The organism is Pseudomonas sp. SED1 (genome assembly GCF_034044025.1).
Classification (GTDB): Bacteria; Pseudomonadota; Gammaproteobacteria; order Pseudomonadales; family Pseudomonadaceae; genus Aquipseudomonas.
Genome location: NZ_JAXCIS010000013.1, coordinates 18,505 through 32,881 on the forward strand (window position 1 = coordinate 18,505; position 14,377 = coordinate 32,881).

Sequence of the window (14,377 nt, forward strand, 5' to 3'; positions counted from 1 at the left end):
GCGGATATTGAGGGGTAGGGCAAGCACATAAGGTGGTGGGGCCTGATACAAGAACAACCGAGGGCCTACCCCATGATCAGCACATTCGACCGACTCGCCCGACAATTGCGCGACTCCGTCCAGGAAGATCCCGCCACCGGGGTGTTCCGGTGCCGCCGCGACATCTTTACCGACCCCGACCTGTTTGCCCTGGAGATGAAGCACATTTTCGAAGGCGGTTGGGTCTACCTGGCACACGAAAGCCAGGTGCCAGAAATCAACGACTACTTCACCACCTGGATCGGCCGCCAACCCGTGGTCATCGCCCGCGACAAACAAGGCTCGCTACATGGCCTGATCAACGCCTGCGCCCACCGTGGCGCCATGCTCTGCCGCCGTAAACAAGGCAACAAAGGCTCGTTTACCTGCCCGTTCCACGGCTGGACCTTCAGCAACGCCGGCAAGCTGCTCAAAGTGAAAGACGCCAAGACCGGCGCCTATCCCGACAGCTTCGACTGTGACGGCTCCCACGACCTCAAGCGCCTTGGCCGTTTCGAAAACTATCGCGGCTTCCTGTTCGGCAGCCTCAGCGAGACGGTACCGGAACTCAGCGACTACCTGGGCGAAACCCGGGTGATCATCGACCAGATGGTCGACCAGGCACCGCTGGGCCTGGAAGTGCTGCGGGGCAGTTCGTCGTATGTGTATGACGGCAACTGGAAGCTGCAGATCGAAAACGGCGCCGATGGTTATCACGTCAGCTCCGTGCACTGGAACTACTCGGCGACCATGGGCCGCCGCAACTACGAAGCCGAAGGTACGCGCACCGTCGACGCCAATGGCTGGTCGAAAAGCCTGGGCGGCGTCTATGCCTTCGAGCACGGGCATATTCTGCTCTGGACGCGCCTGCTCAACCCCGAAGTGCGCCCGGTGCATGCTCACCGTGAAGCGCTGGCCGAGCGTCTGGGCCAGGAGCGTGCGGACTTTATCGTCGATCAAACCCGCAACCTGTGCCTCTACCCGAATGTGTACCTGATGGACCAGTTCTCCACGCAGATCCGCGTGGTGCGGCCAATTGCGGTACACAAGACCGAAGTCACGATTTACTGCATGGCGCCCAAGGGCGAAAGTGCCCAGGAACGCACCACGCGCATCCGCCAGTACGAAGACTTCTTCAACGTCAGCGGCATGGGTACGCCGGACGACCTGGAAGAGTTCCGCGCCTGCCAGACCGGCTACCAGGGCGCGACCACCTTGTGGAATGACCTCAGCCGCGGCGCGAAACAGTGGGTGGAAGGCGCCGACGAAAATGCCAAGGCCATGGGCATGAACCCGCAGCTAAGTGGCGTCAAAACCGAGGACGAAGGGCTGTTCGTGCGCCAGCACGCCCATTGGGCCCAGAGCCTGCAACGCGCTATTGAGCGCGAGCAGCAAGGCCTGATCGCCACGGACAAGGAGGTGCTGTCATGAGTGCTACCCGCGACCGCCTGCTGGACTTTCTGTACCGCGAAGCGCGCCTGCTGGATGACCGTCAGTGGGACGAGTGGCTTGAATGCTATTCACCCAAGGTCGAGTACTGGATGCCGGCCTGGGACGACCACGACACCCTGACCGAAGACCCCCAGAGCGAAATTTCGCTGATCTATTACCCCAGCCGCGACGGCCTGGAAGACCGCGTGTTCCGGATCAAGACCGAGCGCTCCAGCGCCAGCACACCGGAGCCGCGCACAGCGCACCTGATCACCAACCTCGAAGTGCTGGCCGATGACGGTCAACACGTGGAACTGCGTTTCAACTGGCAAACCCTCAGCCATCGCTACAAGACCACGGATACGTACTTCGGCACCTCGTTCTATCGCCTGGACATCCGCGCCGAACAGCCGCTGATCACGCGCAAGAAGGTGGTGCTGAAAAACGACTACATCCATCAGGTCATCGATATCTACCACATCTGAGGACACGCCCATGACGTACTCCATTGCCCTGAACTTCGAGGACGGAGTGACCCGTTTCATCGACTGCAAGGTGGGTGAAAAGGTCCTCGACGCGGCCTTTCGCCAACGTATCAACCTGCCCATGGACTGCTCGGACGGCGTGTGCGGCACCTGCAAATGCCGCTGTGAAACCGGCACCTATGACTTGGGCGACGACTATATCGAAGACGCCCTGAGCGAGGATGAAGCCGGCGAGCGCCAGGTGCTGACCTGCCAGATGGTGCCGCAATCCGACTGCGTGATTGCCGTGCCGGTGCCGTCCGGTGCGTGCAAGACCGGCACCGCGCAGTTTGCCGCGACGGTGGCGAGCATTACCCGGCATGCCGATGCCGCTCTGGAGGTGAGTTTCGAGCTGGACCAGGCGCCGGTGTTCCTGCCGGGCCAATACGTGAATATCGGCGTGCCCGACAGCGGGCAGACCCGCTCGTATTCCTTCAGCAGCAAGCCCGGCGACAAACGCGCCAGCTTCCTGATCAAGCATGTGCCTGGCGGGCTGATGAGTGGCTGGCTGGACCGCGCCCGGCCGGGCGACGCCGTACCGATGACCGGGCCACTGGGCAGTTTCTACCTGCGTGAAGTGGCGCGGCCGTTGTTGTTGCTGGCGGGCGGCACCGGGTTGGCGCCGTTCCTGTCGATGCTCGAAGCGCTGGCTGAACGTGGGGAAACCCGGCCGGTCAGGCTGATCTACGGCGTGACGCGGGATCAGGACCTGGTGATGGTCGAGGTGCTGGAAGCCTTCGCCAAACGTCTGCCCAATTTCAGTTTTGTCACCTGCGTGGCCGATCCACAGACAGCGCACCCGCAGCAGGGCTATGTCACCCAACACATGGCCGCCGACGTGCTGAACGACGGCGACGTGGATGTGTACCTGTGCGGGCCGCCGCCGATGGTCGATGCAGTACGCCAACACTTCAAGAACCAGGGCGTAACGCCCGCCAGCTTCCATTACGAGAAGTTCACACCCAACGCCATCGTCACCGGCGACGCCGCTTGAGGAAAGCCCCATGAACCCACGTTTCAACACCAAAGTCGCGCTGGTGACCGGCGCCGCCCAGGGCATCGGCCGGCGTGTCGCCGAGCGTTTGCTGGAAGAGGGCGCCTGGCTGGTGGCGGTCGACCGCTCGGAGCTCGTGCATGAGTTGCAGCATGAGCGGGCGCTGGTCCTCACTGCCGACCTTGAACAGCACGCCGAATGCGCGCGCGTGATGGCCGCCGCCAAGGCGCGATTCGAGCGTATCGACATTTTGGTCAATAACGTCGGCGGGACCATCTGGGCCAAGCCGTTCGAACATTACGCCGAGAACGAAATCGAGGCTGAAGTGCGTCGTTCGCTGTTCCCCACGTTGTGGTGCTGCCATTGCGTGTTGCCCTACATGCTGGAGCAGGGCAGTGGTGCCATCGTCAATGTTTCGTCCGTCGCCACCCGTGGGGTGAACCGCGTGCCGTATGGCGCGGCCAAGGGCGGCGTGAACGCCCTGACCGCATGCCTGGCCCTGGAGACCGCCGGCAGCGGCATTCGGGTCAATGCCACCGCGCCGGGTGGCACCGAAGCACCACCGCGCCGGATCCCGCGCAACAGCCAGCCCCAGAGCGACCAAGAGCGCGTCTGGTACCAACAGATTGTCGACCAGACCCTCGACAGCAGCCCGATGAAGCGCTACGGCAGCATCGACGAACAAGCCGGCGCGATCCTGTTTCTCGCCTCCGATGAGGCTTCTTACATCACGGGCGTGACCTTGCCGGTAGGAGGCGGCGACCTCGGCTGACCCATCGCTGTACCTGCAGACACTGACTCACAACAACAATAAAGAGAGCATTGCCATGCGTACCCATGACGTTAATTCGATTATCGACAACGCCCGTTTCAACCGTTTCCACTGGTTGGTAGTCAGCCTGTGTGCCTTGCTGTTGATCTTTGACGGGTATGACTTGTTTATCTATGGCGTGGTCTTGCCATCGATCATGACGGAATGGGGGCTGACGCCCTTACAGGCCGGCGCGCTGGGCAGTTACGCGCTGTTTGGCATGATGTTCGGAGCGCTGATCTTCGGTAGCCTGGCGGACAAGTTTGGTCGCCGCAAAGGCATCGCCATCTGCTTTGCGTTGTTCAGCGTCGCCACGGTGATTAACGGTTTTGCCAGCAGCCCGACTGAATTTGGTATTTGCCGGTTTATCGCCGGGCTTGGCTGCGGCGGGCTGATGCCCAATGCCGCCGCACTGATTACTGAATACGCGCCGAAGAAAATGCGCAGCATCCTGATGGCGGTGATGTTCGGCGGTTATTCGCTGGGCGGCATGCTCTCGGCCGGGGTCGGGATTTTCATGTTGCCGCGTTTCGGTTGGCCGTCCATGTTCTTCGCGGCGGCCATCCCGCTGCTGCTCATGCCATTGATTGTGTATTGGCTGCCCGAATCCATCGGGTTCCTTATCCGTCAGGGCCGACAGGAGCAGGCGCGTGCGCTGCTCAAGCGCCTGTCGCCGCACATTTCGATCAACCCGGAAGATGAGCTGCACATCAGCACCGGAAAAGGCAAAGGTGCCTCCGTGATGGAATTGTTCCGCCATGGCCTGGGCTTGAGGACGGCGGCGATCTGGGTCGCGTTTTTCTGCTGCCTGTTGATGGTTTACGCCTTGAGTTCCTGGCTGCCCAAGCTGATGGCGGGCGCCGGTTACAGCCTGGGGTCGAGCCTGTCCTTCCTGCTGGCGCTGAACTTTGGTGGCATTGCCGGGGCGCTCGTCGGCGGTTGGCTGTGTGACCGGCTTAACCTGGTGAAGGTGGTGATCGGCTTCTTCATCGCCGCGCTGGTTTCCATCAGCCTGCTGGGGATCAATAGCCCGATGCCGGTCTTGTATCTGCTGATCTTTTTTGCGGGCGCCACCACCATCGGCACACAGATCCTGCTGTACGCCGGTGCCGCACAACTCTATGGCTTGAACATTCGAGCCACTGGCCTCGGCTGGGCTTCCGGTATTGGCCGCACGGGCGCCATCGTAGGTCCGCTGTTGGGCGGCGCACTGATGGGCATTGAGTTGCCCCTGCACCTGAACTTCATGGCCTTTGCCATTCCTGGGGCTATCGCGGTGCTGGCGATGACGGGGTACGCCCTGAATGAACGTCGAGGCCGGCCAGAGGTGGTCGCCGCCCCGGCGCAATAACTGTCGATAACAATAACTAAGAGCAACGACATGAATACACAACGTATCTGGCTGTCCCTGTTGGGCATGCCCCTTGCGGCGACGGCGGCTGAGGGTGGTTTTTTCGCAGACTCCACAGCCACCTTGCAGGCCCGCAATTACTATTTCAGCCGCGACTTTTCGGACATCGTGGGCGCCAACAAGCAATCAAAGGCGCAGGAGTGGGGCCAGGGTTTTATCCTGACCTACAAATCCGGCTATACCCCGGGGCCCGTGGGTTTTGGTTTGGATGCCCTAGGCACCCTGGGGCTCAAACTCGACAGCAGCTCGGACCGGACCAATACCGGCTTGCTCCCGGTCAAGGGCGATGGCAGTGCCCCGGACGACTACAGCCGTTTGGGCCTGACCTTCAAGGCGAAACTCTCCAAAACCGAATTGAAGGTTGGCGAGCTGCAACCCAACCTGCCGGTATTGGCCTTCAGTGACATTCGCCTGTTGCCGCCCAGCTACCAGGGCGTGAGTGTCAGCTCCGGCGAAATCGCCGGCCTGACGCTACAGGCCGGGCACTTGACCACCACCAGCCTGCGCAACGAAGCCGGCGACGAGAAGATGATCGCCATGCTTGGCCACGTGCCGCAACGCGGCGCAGAAAGTGATGCGTTCAACTATGTCGGCGGCGACTACGCCTTCAACACCAACCGCACCAGCGTCAGCTACTGGCATGGCCAACTCAAGGACATCTACCGCCAGGACTTTGTGGGTCTCAAGCACAGCAAGCCGATGGGCGACTGGATACTCGGCGCCAACCTCGGCTACTACGATGCCCGGGAAGACGGCGACAAACTGCTCGGCAAGATCGACAACCAGGCGTTTTTCTCGCTGCTGTCGGCCAAGCATGGCGGCCATATCTTCTACGTCGGCTATCAAGCCATGTACGGCGACAGTGCGTTCCCACGGGTCTTCGCCAACATTTCGCCACTGGGCAACGAGGTGCCCACCTACGAGTTCGCCTACACCGACGAACGCTCCTGGCAAGCGCGGTACGACTACGACTTCGCGGCGTTGGGCATTCCGGGGCTGACCACCACCGTGCGCTATATCTCCGGTAATAACGTGACGACCGGCGCCGGTTACGAAGGCAAGGATCGTGAGCGCGACCTGGATATCGGCTATGTGGTGCAAAGCGGCACGCTGAGCGGCCTGGGCATCCGGGTGCGTAACGTCATGGCCCGTTCAAACTACCGCAGCGATATCGATGAGAACCGGCTGATCCTCAGTTACACCTGGAAGCTGCTTTAAACCCCGCCCTGGCACGTACCCATGACCTGGTAGTTGACGGTGTGGCTGACGCCCTGGCTGTCGAGATAAACCATCGTCGCCGGTTCTACCTGGCAACTGCCGGGCACGGGTGTGAGTGAAACAATGCGCTGGATATCCGGCGCTTCACTGCTGCCGGCCGCCATAGCGCCGGTAGCGCTGAAGAGCAGGATCAAGCTGAGCCATTTGATATTCATGATGAGTCCCTCTGTGAGTAGGGTTCATTTTAGTGATTGCCACAGCGGGATAAAGACAGGAACAGGTGAATGACTCGTACGTATCAGGTAGCAATCGAGGGGCAACACTGATGGATCTGCTCAATGGCATGCAGGTGTTTGCCCGGGTTGTCGACACAGGCAGCTTTGCTGCGGCGGCCGAGGCTCTGGACATGTCCGGCGCACACGTGTCGCGGTTGATCGCCGAGCTGGAAAAACACCTTGAGACCCGCCTGTTGCAACGCACCACCCGACGCCTGAGCCTTACCGACTCAGGCGAGCGGTTCCTGCTGCGCTGTCGCGACATTCTTGAGGACGTGAGGGAAGCCACCGCGGAGGCCAGCGGCGCACACCTCAACCCGCGCGGGCGGTTGCGGCTGCATTGTATGAGCGGGCTTGGCGTGCTGATCACCCCGTTGATTGCCCGCTACAGCGAGCAATACCCGGACGTGTCCATCGAGCTGACCCTGTCACAGCACAACCCGGACCCGCTGGAAGAGGGCCACGACGTGGTGATCTCCATCGCCCATTCGTTGCCGGATTCAGCGCTGGTGAGCCAGACGGTGGGGCAGTTGTTCAGCGTACTGTGTGCGGCGCCGGGGTATCTGGCCAGATACGGCGTGCCCGAGAGTCCGCAGCAACTGGTGCAGCACCGACGCTTGCACCTTCAGGATTTCCAGGAGGATGTCTGGGTGTTCAAAGGTGAAGAGGGCGAGGTTGCGATTGCGCCGGGGGACACCTTCAGGACCAACGTGGCGGATGCGATGGTCAAGGCGACGCAGGAAGGAATGGGCGTCAGTTTGTTGCCGTTTTTCAGTGCAAGCGCGGCACTGCGGGAAGGTTCGCTGGTACGGCTGTTGCCCGACTATCGGCTAAGGGAGCGCAGCATTTTCGCGGTGTATCCGTCGAGGCGTTTTTTGGATGCCAAGGTGCGCACGTGGGTCGCGTTTTTGCAGCTGCAATTGCCGGTGTTGCTGGCGGAGCAGGTGAACGTGATTGAGCCTCCCCGAGGCTAATAGGAATAGGCAAACCTCATAGAGTTACCGGCATAGGTCGACAGTGCTTACCTGACTACCATGGGGGCACATCCACCGAGAGCCATTTTTCATGAGTACTCAAAAAACACTGTTCATCACCGGCATCAGCAGCGGCTTTGGCAAAGCGCTGGCAGCAGAGGCGTTGGCTGCCGGCCACCGAGTCATCGGGACTGTGCGCAATGAGACGGCCCTGCAGGCGTTCGAAGCGTTATCGGCGGAACGCGCCCATGGCGTAATTCTGGACGTCACGGACTTTGAGCGGATCGACAGCGTCGTCGCCGAGGTGGAGACCCGCTTCGGCCCGGTGGACGTCCTGGTGAACAATGCGGGTTACGGCCATGAGGGGATTTTTGAAGAGTCGCCGCTGGAGGACATGCGCCGTCAGTTCGACGTCAATGTGTTCGGCGCCGTTGCCGTGACCAAGGCCTTCGTGCCGTACTTCCGCCAGCGCCGCCGTGGGCACATCATCAACATCACGTCCATGGGCGGCACGATCACCATGCCGGGTATCGCCTACTACTGCGGGAGCAAGTTCGCGCTGGAAGGCATCTCCGACACCCTGAGCAAAGAACTCCGGCCGTTCAACATCTTTGTCACGGCCTTGGCGCCGGGTTCGTTTCGTACCGATTGGGCCGGGCGGTCCATGCAGCGTACGCCACGCAGCATTGCCGACTACGATGCGAGCTTTGATCCGGTGCGCAAGGCGCGGGAAGAAAAAAGCGGCCATCAATTGGGTGACCCACAAAAAGCCGCGCAGGCGATGTTGACGCTGATTGCCAGCGACCACCCACCGGCGCATTTGCTGCTGGGCAGTGATGCGCTGGGTTATGTGCGGGAAAAACTGCGGCAATCCCTGCGGGATATCGATCAGTGGGAAGCTGTGACACGTTCTACGGATGGTTAAGTCATGGGTCAGAGGCTGTCCGGATCCCCAAAGAACATCTGAATCCGCGACCGCAACCACCGTTCCCCCGGATCATTGTCCTGAGACCCACGCCACGCCATGTGCAATTCAAACGTACGCACTGGCAACGGCGGCTCCTCAGCCCGTAAGCCACCCGCTGACGTCAACGCCTCAGCGGCATAGTCCGGCACGGTCGCGACAATATCGGTACCCGCCAGCAACGTCCCCAGTCCATTGAATTGCGGCACCGCCAGCACCACATGGCGCTTGCGGCCAAGCTTCTCCAGCTCTTCATCCAGAAACCCGCTCAAATCCCCGGCAAACGACACCAGGGCATGGGGCCGGGCGCAAAAGTCATCCAGGCTCATGGACCCAGGCATGCTGTCGGCCCGCAGCAGCATCGGCTTGCTGCGGCGCAGGACCTTGCGCTTGGCGTTGGCCGGCAAATCGGTGGTGTAGCTCACGCCGATGGAGATTTCCCCGGAGGCCAGCAGCCCGGGCATCAGGATGTAGTTGACGCGGCGCACCACCAGCACGATGCCGGGGGCTTCGGCCCGCAGGCGCTTGAGCAGCAGTGGCAGCAGGGCGAATTCGACGTCGTCCGACAGGCCGATGCGGAATACGGCGGTGCTGGTGGCCGGGTCGAACTCCGATGCGCGGCTGACGGCCGTGGAAATCGAGTCCAGGGCCGGGGAGAGCAGGGCGAAGATTTCGACCGCACGGGCCGAAGGCTCCATGCTGCGCCCGGTACGCACGAACAACGGGTCGTCGAACAGGCCGCGCAGGCGTGACAACGCCGCGCTGATGGCCGGTTGGCCAAGGAACAATTTCTCGGCAGCGCGGGTCACACTGCGCTCATGCATCAAGGTTTCGAATACGATCAACAGGTTGAGGTCGACACGACGCAGGTCGTTACGGTTCATCTTGTGTCCCAGGCGGCGTCAGTAAACTTGACGGGAGCGGTCATATAAGAACAATGACCGGCATGAATCTTACGGGGAAAGGCTGGTACTCTGCACCGGCTAATTCAGTTTTCCTACATGGCTTGGTGCGTTTTCCGTATGTGCGGAATCAATGACAGGCATGTCGACTATTAATGGCGACCGGTGGCCTTGCTCCGAAAGCCCAGATAGAGTTCATGGCAATAGAGGTTACTTTGACGAGGTTTGCGATGTCCCGCACGATCCGTTTTCACAAGTTTGGTCCGGCCGAGGTGCTCAAATGCGAAGAGCATGCAGCCGCTAAGCCCGCATCGGGCGAAGTGCAGGTGCGCGTCGAAGCGATTGGCATCAGTTGGTACGACATTCTGTGGCGCCAGAACCTGGCGTCGTCCCATGCCCGTCTGCCATCAGGCCTGGGCCATGAAATGGCCGGTGTGGTTGTGGCCGTAGGCGAGGGTGTCGACGACCTGGCGGTGGGTGACAAGGTCGCCAGCTTCCCGGCCGAGAGCCCGAATGATTACCCGGTGTATGGCGAACAAATCGTCCTGCCCCGTTCGGCCTTGACCCGTTACCCGGACGTCTTGAGCCCGATTGAAGCCAGCGTGCACTACACGCCGCTGCTGATTGCGTACTTTGCGTACATGGACTTGGCGCGGGTCAAACCCGGGCAGTTTGCCCTGGTGACGGACGCCAGCCACTGTGCCGGCCCATCGTTTGTGCAACTGGGTAAAGCCCTCGGTGTGCGGGTGATTGCCGCCACCAAGACCAGTGATGAGCGCGAATACCTGCTGTCCCTCGGGGCAGAAAAGGTCATCGTCACCGAAGAGCAGGACCTGCTGATGCAAATCAACAAGTTCACCGACAACCGCGGCGTTGACGTGGTGTTCGATGGTTTGGGTGGCCCGCAGATGTCGCTGCTGGGCGATGTGTTGGCGCCCCGTGGCAGCCTGGTGCTGTACGGCCTACAAGGTGGCAACCAGACGCCATTTCCGGCCTGCGCGGCGTTCCAGAAGAACATTCAGTTCTTTGTGCACTGCATCGGCAACTTCACCGGCAAACCGGAACTGGGCATCATCCAGGACCAGGTGGCCTTGCAGCGAGCCTTGCGTGACATCAACCAACTGACCGCCGACAAGGTGCTGGTACCGCTGAAGACCACGGTGTTTCCGTTCAGCCAGTTCGTTGAAGCGCACCGTTATATGGACGAATGTCCGTGCCGTGAGCGCGTCGCCTTGCAGGTAGAAGCTGTTTGATCTGTGGGAATATTCTCAAGCGAGTATTCCTTCCCCCGGGCGCATGGGGCAAATGCGCCATTTGACAGGATTTAACCTGCCCACCGTTTTAATCGGGACTTCAGCGTTTTAGCCCGATAAATCACCTTGCTGCCCCTCACGCCGCCCTGAATCCCAGTGCGGCGTTGTCGTGTCTGGGGGGTCGATACCCGATGCCTGCGCTCATCTGAACTGGTTTCAGGCCCGGTTCTGTATCTGTTAATCAGGATTCAAGCGCTGATAATTGCTCCCTCACTTTCATCTCAAGGATTGAGCAATGATTGAATATCTGAAGTCACCCCATGCGTTCATTAAATCCAATAAAGCGCTGTATGCCCGCTCAGGCGAAAAACCACTATTTAAGTTGGTTGCGTCAGATGCTTCTTTAGTTTGTAAGTTAAGACGGTGTAGGAAGTTGTCAGAACAATCCTAAGACCGCCGGTGTTAGCACCGCCGACTCGAAGCGTGCCGCGTTTCCGGGACTGGAAGCCCCGAAGCGCCCATTGGCAGGCATGGTGCGGTGCTAATCTCCATTGAATGTCACATGTTGCAACGCCCCTACAGAAACAACAGTCAGGCAAACACCGTTAGTTAACGGTTGCCCGACACTGATATTTCAACTCAGGTAGTAGAACTATGAGCGCTATTCACGAACAAGCCATGAACTATGTCTATCAACAAGTATTACAACGCTTGGTTGGACATTTTTCTCGAACAGAACGCACCTCGCTTCAATTATTGATTCAAAGAATCGTGGTGGCGGCAGGCGGCATGGAGCGGATCGGTGAATACAAGGTGCTGGTCGCTCACGGCGCTGGCGCTGGCAGCAGCTACGCCTTGACCTTGCTGCGTGCGGCGCAGCTGACACTCGCGGGCCGGGCGCCTCGCACCTTTCAATTACGTGTCGCCACCTTGCGCCACGCCGGCATGACGCAAACGGCGCTGGACACCTTGCATCGCGGCTACAGCGCGCTGTTTGTGCATGACGACCCGCGTGTGGAACTGCTGATGGTGGAAAACCAGGAAGTGTTGCCGTTCAACCACCTGCGGCCGGCCTCCGCCACGGCGCGCGATACCAGTCGGCGCAACATGCTGATGGTGGGGCACCTGACCTCGGGAGACCTGCGCCAAACCCTGTGCAACGACGCCTACCTGGCCCTCGGCGACTTCTATCAGCGTGTGAGCACGTGGGATGGCGGCGTGCACGCGATGGTCAGCGGTGATTCCCCACGCAAGCAACGCGAGTACCTGGCGTGGTTGAAAAAGGCTGCGCTGGCGGCGGGTGCAGCGGTTCCGGCGCGGCAGCCTATGGTGCTCAGCGGATTGTTCGCGCGCATGGACGAGTGGAGCAGCGCTTATTACTCCGATGTCTACGGCGAGCACTATGTCGCCGTCGATGCGTCCGACAAGGACACCGACCGTCCCCTGGCCTACATCGGCATTGCGGACCTGATGGAAGCCGTCGAATACCCGTCCGGCCCGTTGTTGCGGCAGTTCCTGGCTTATCAGCCGGAAGAGTTTGGCTTTCACTTCAGTCATCCAGCCTACGCGAACCCATTGCTGATGGCCCACCTGCGCGGCTTGCAGGCAGAGTGCCTGCGGGAACTGAGCTATGAAGAGGGCGCCTTGGGCTTTGTGCAGCAGGCCACGTTGTTTATGCGGCGCAAGCAGATTCCCGAGCAGCTGATAGCCCAGGCCGGCAGCCAGGATGGCCGCGCCTTGTCGGCCGACTACGCCCAGGCGCTGTTCGGGCTGGATGAAAACCAACTGAACTGCCTGATGTTTTCGCCGTTCATCCGTCATGGCGAGCGCCTCGAAAGCTTTTTGCGCCAATGCCACCCCGGCATGTTGGTGGCACTCCCCGAGCTGCACAAGGCGCTGCAAGGCAAGCCGGTGGCCGAGATGCTCATGCAATGGGCGATCGACATCAGCGGATTGCCGATCGACCTGTTGCAACATCTGTATCGCAAGCGGCCTGCCACAGCGGCTGCGTGTGTGGCCGCAGGGCCGCAGCAAGAAGCGCCCGCCCTGGCAACCTGCCAACTGGCAGGGCGTTGAGGGGGTGACGACGGGTAAACAGCGATGAACCTCAAGGACGACAGCCAAACCGACTTCGCTTACCAGGCGGTTTATCGCTACATGATCAACCTCATCAGTGAGGTCGGCACCGACGCCCGGGTAAAATTGCCGTCATTGCGGCAATTGTCTCAGCGCCTGAATGTGTCGATCTCGACCATCCAATACGCTTACTCGTTGCTGGAGAAGGAAGGGCGGGTCTATTCGGTGGCCAAGTCGGGCTATTACGCCTGGCCGGTGTTGAATAAGCCGCCCAGTAGCAGTGGTGACCTGCTGGAGCGCCTCTATGCCAGTGCACGACGCCCCGGCATGCTGGTGCTCAGCGCCGATGAACCGGCACTGGGGGCGTCTCTGGACGGTGCGTTGTTGTTGTTGGAGCGCGAACTGTTGCGTCACTACCCGCGCCATTTGCAGCCATGGTCGCAGCCGTGCGGCGTCTGGGAATTGCGCGCGGCACTCGCGGCACGCTACACCTCGTCTCCAACCCGCTGCTGGCAGGCGGATGAGGTGTACATCGGCGCCGATCTGCGCGGAGTGCTGGAAATCCTGATTGAGGTGCTGGGGCTCAAGGGCGCTGCCGTTATTGTGGAATCACCCTGTGACTGGTTGATTCTGCGGTTGTTGCAGGGCGCAGGCGTGAAGGTCCTGGAACTACCGTTCACGGCGGACGGCGGCCTGGATCAAGGGTTGCTCGAGCAATTGCTCAGCAATGAACCGGTTCAACTGGCGTTGCTCTCCTCGGGCATCAGCCAGCCATCAGGCATCGTCCTGTCCACTCATGACCGCCTGCACTTGGTACGGTTGCTGAACCAGCATGGCTGTTGGTTGTTAGAAAATGACAGCCATGGCGAACTGGGCTTCGAGCAGCCAACCACTGCCTTGCGGGACCTGGCGAACCCCGAGCGGCTGATGGTGTTTTCCACCTTCGAGAAAGTGCTCGGGCCTGAAGCGCCGTTTGGTTATTTGCTGTCCCGGCACTTGAGCGGCGAGCTGCAACGCCTGTTCCTGCTGCGCGAGTTCCGGTTGTCCTCTATCCGCCAGCGGGCGATTGCGCGGCTCTACCTGAGCGGGCGGATCGACCAGCATCTGCGGGAGTTACGCCCGCAACTCAAAGAGCAGGCCCGGCTGATGAGCCTGCGCCTGGACGAGCATCTGGGGGATCAAGTGAGCTACCAAATGCCTGCCGCTGGCGCCACCTTCTGGTTGCGCTCAACGGCGGCGGTGGACATGCGCCAGGTGTTCCAGCGCCTGCTCGGCCGGCAGGTGGTGATCGCGCCGGGTGAGTTGTTCAGCGTCAGTGGCCTGCACCGCCAGCATTTGCGGCTGAGCCATACCTTCGACGGGGCGCATAACCTGGAGAACGCCCTGGGTGAGCTGGCTCAGGCGCTGAGGCAGACACAGACCAGCGCCGAATGAAATTTCCCTGATTGTTGTAGGATTTATAACGTCGCGGAGCAGTCCAACTCTCAGTAAACTGCACTTTTTTCCGAATCCTTCTCTTTCAGAGG

13 protein-coding genes are annotated in these 14,377 nt (G+C 60.6%); 11 read left to right on the forward strand and 2 right to left on the reverse strand.

Translation table 11 applies throughout. The annotated features are described in order from the left end of the window. Positions 1 to 72 precede the first annotated feature (72 nt). The 6 genes from SNL23_RS01625 to SNL23_RS01650 are packed head-to-tail and all read left to right on the forward strand — an operon-like array spanning position 73 to position 6,407. Positions 73 to 1,449 (forward strand): Rieske 2Fe-2S domain-containing protein, encoded by a 1,377-nt coding sequence (locus tag SNL23_RS01625; protein ID WP_318301422.1) that lies wholly within the window; start codon positions 73 to 75, stop codon positions 1,447 to 1,449. Beyond that, complete coding sequence (gene benB, locus SNL23_RS01630) at positions 1,446 to 1,934, forward strand: benzoate 1,2-dioxygenase small subunit (protein ID WP_318301423.1); 489 nt, start codon at positions 1,446 to 1,448, stop codon at positions 1,932 to 1,934. The genes SNL23_RS01625 and benB overlap by 4 nt, the downstream gene beginning before the upstream one ends. Before the next feature lie 10 nt (positions 1,935 to 1,944). Then, positions 1,945 to 2,967 (forward strand): benzoate 1,2-dioxygenase electron transfer component BenC, encoded by a 1,023-nt coding sequence (benC, locus tag SNL23_RS01635; protein ID WP_318301424.1) that lies wholly within the window; start codon positions 1,945 to 1,947, stop codon positions 2,965 to 2,967. Between the two features lie 10 nt (positions 2,968 to 2,977). Beyond that, positions 2,978 to 3,739 (forward strand): 1,6-dihydroxycyclohexa-2,4-diene-1-carboxylate dehydrogenase, encoded by a 762-nt coding sequence (locus SNL23_RS01640; protein ID WP_318301425.1) that lies wholly within the window; start codon positions 2,978 to 2,980, stop codon positions 3,737 to 3,739. Positions 3,740 to 3,794: 55 nt separating this feature from the next. Continuing rightward, positions 3,795 to 5,129 (forward strand): MFS transporter, encoded by a 1,335-nt coding sequence (locus SNL23_RS01645; RefSeq protein ID WP_318301426.1) that lies wholly within the window; start codon positions 3,795 to 3,797, stop codon positions 5,127 to 5,129. 30 nt (positions 5,130 to 5,159) lie between these two features. Continuing rightward, a complete protein-coding gene (locus SNL23_RS01650; protein WP_318301427.1) occupies positions 5,160 to 6,407 on the forward strand; it encodes an OprD family porin in 1,248 nt (415 codons plus the stop codon). Here the strand turns inward: SNL23_RS01650 and SNL23_RS01655 are convergent. Further along, positions 6,404 to 6,622, reverse strand: coding sequence for a DUF2790 domain-containing protein (locus tag SNL23_RS01655; RefSeq protein WP_318301428.1), 219 nt, complete (start codon positions 6,620 to 6,622; stop codon positions 6,404 to 6,406). The genes SNL23_RS01650 and SNL23_RS01655 overlap by 4 nt on opposite strands. A gap of 110 nt (positions 6,623 to 6,732) precedes the next feature. Between SNL23_RS01655 and SNL23_RS01660 the strand changes: the two genes are divergently transcribed. Both SNL23_RS01660 and SNL23_RS01665 read left to right on the forward strand, forming a co-directional pair. Further along, positions 6,733 to 7,656, forward strand: coding sequence for a LysR family transcriptional regulator (locus SNL23_RS01660; RefSeq protein ID WP_318301429.1), 924 nt, complete (start codon positions 6,733 to 6,735; stop codon positions 7,654 to 7,656). Between the two features lie 91 nt (positions 7,657 to 7,747). Next, complete coding sequence (locus SNL23_RS01665; protein WP_318301430.1) at positions 7,748 to 8,581, forward strand: oxidoreductase; 834 nt, start codon at positions 7,748 to 7,750, stop codon at positions 8,579 to 8,581. Positions 8,582 to 8,589: 8 nt separating this feature from the next. Here SNL23_RS01665 and SNL23_RS01670 read toward each other — a convergent pair whose 3' ends face one another. Next, positions 8,590 to 9,504 carry a LysR family transcriptional regulator gene (locus SNL23_RS01670; RefSeq protein WP_003217142.1) on the reverse strand — a complete coding sequence of 305 codons (915 nt, stop codon included), beginning with the start codon at positions 9,502 to 9,504 and terminating at the stop codon, positions 8,590 to 8,592. A gap of 248 nt (positions 9,505 to 9,752) precedes the next feature. Here SNL23_RS01670 and SNL23_RS01675 point away from each other — a divergent pair, with 248 nt between their 5' ends. The 3 genes from SNL23_RS01675 to SNL23_RS01685 all read left to right on the forward strand — a co-directional run bounded on the left by SNL23_RS01675 (position 9,753) and on the right by SNL23_RS01685 (position 14,285). After that, a complete protein-coding gene (locus tag SNL23_RS01675; RefSeq protein WP_076013528.1) occupies positions 9,753 to 10,775 on the forward strand; it encodes a zinc-dependent alcohol dehydrogenase family protein in 1,023 nt (340 codons plus the stop codon). Positions 10,776 to 11,429: 654 nt separating this feature from the next. Further along, complete coding sequence (locus SNL23_RS01680) at positions 11,430 to 12,851, forward strand: hypothetical protein (RefSeq protein WP_318301431.1); 1,422 nt, start codon at positions 11,430 to 11,432, stop codon at positions 12,849 to 12,851. A 24-nt stretch (positions 12,852 to 12,875) separates the two neighbouring features. Beyond that, positions 12,876 to 14,285: an aminotransferase-like domain-containing protein gene (locus tag SNL23_RS01685; RefSeq protein ID WP_076013526.1), complete on the forward strand. Its 1,410-nt coding sequence runs from the start codon at positions 12,876 to 12,878 to the stop codon at positions 14,283 to 14,285. Positions 14,286 to 14,377 lie beyond the last annotated feature (92 nt).

What these genes read in the sequence shown, in the direction of transcription:
- SNL23_RS01625 (WP_318301422.1), top strand. Translation starts at nt 73, where the DNA reads ATGATCAGCACATTCGACCGACTCGCCCGACAATTGCGCGACTCCGTC.
- benB (WP_318301423.1), top strand. Translation starts at nt 1,446, where the DNA reads ATGAGTGCTACCCGCGACCGCCTGCTGGACTTTCTGTACCGCGAAGCG.
- benC (WP_318301424.1), top strand. Translation starts at nt 1,945, where the DNA reads ATGACGTACTCCATTGCCCTGAACTTCGAGGACGGAGTGACCCGTTTC.
- SNL23_RS01640 (WP_318301425.1), top strand. Translation starts at nt 2,978, where the DNA reads ATGAACCCACGTTTCAACACCAAAGTCGCGCTGGTGACCGGCGCCGCC.
- SNL23_RS01645 (WP_318301426.1), top strand. Translation starts at nt 3,795, where the DNA reads ATGCGTACCCATGACGTTAATTCGATTATCGACAACGCCCGTTTCAAC.
- SNL23_RS01650 (WP_318301427.1), top strand. Translation starts at nt 5,160, where the DNA reads ATGAATACACAACGTATCTGGCTGTCCCTGTTGGGCATGCCCCTTGCG.
- SNL23_RS01655 (WP_318301428.1), bottom strand. Translation starts at nt 6,622, where the DNA reads ATGAATATCAAATGGCTCAGCTTGATCCTGCTCTTCAGCGCTACCGGC.
- SNL23_RS01660 (WP_318301429.1), top strand. Translation starts at nt 6,733, where the DNA reads ATGGATCTGCTCAATGGCATGCAGGTGTTTGCCCGGGTTGTCGACACA.
- SNL23_RS01665 (WP_318301430.1), top strand. Translation starts at nt 7,748, where the DNA reads ATGAGTACTCAAAAAACACTGTTCATCACCGGCATCAGCAGCGGCTTT.
- SNL23_RS01670 (WP_003217142.1), bottom strand. Translation starts at nt 9,504, where the DNA reads ATGAACCGTAACGACCTGCGTCGTGTCGACCTCAACCTGTTGATCGTA.
- SNL23_RS01675 (WP_076013528.1), top strand. Translation starts at nt 9,753, where the DNA reads ATGTCCCGCACGATCCGTTTTCACAAGTTTGGTCCGGCCGAGGTGCTC.
- SNL23_RS01680 (WP_318301431.1), top strand. Translation starts at nt 11,430, where the DNA reads ATGAGCGCTATTCACGAACAAGCCATGAACTATGTCTATCAACAAGTA.
- SNL23_RS01685 (WP_076013526.1), top strand. Translation starts at nt 12,876, where the DNA reads ATGAACCTCAAGGACGACAGCCAAACCGACTTCGCTTACCAGGCGGTT.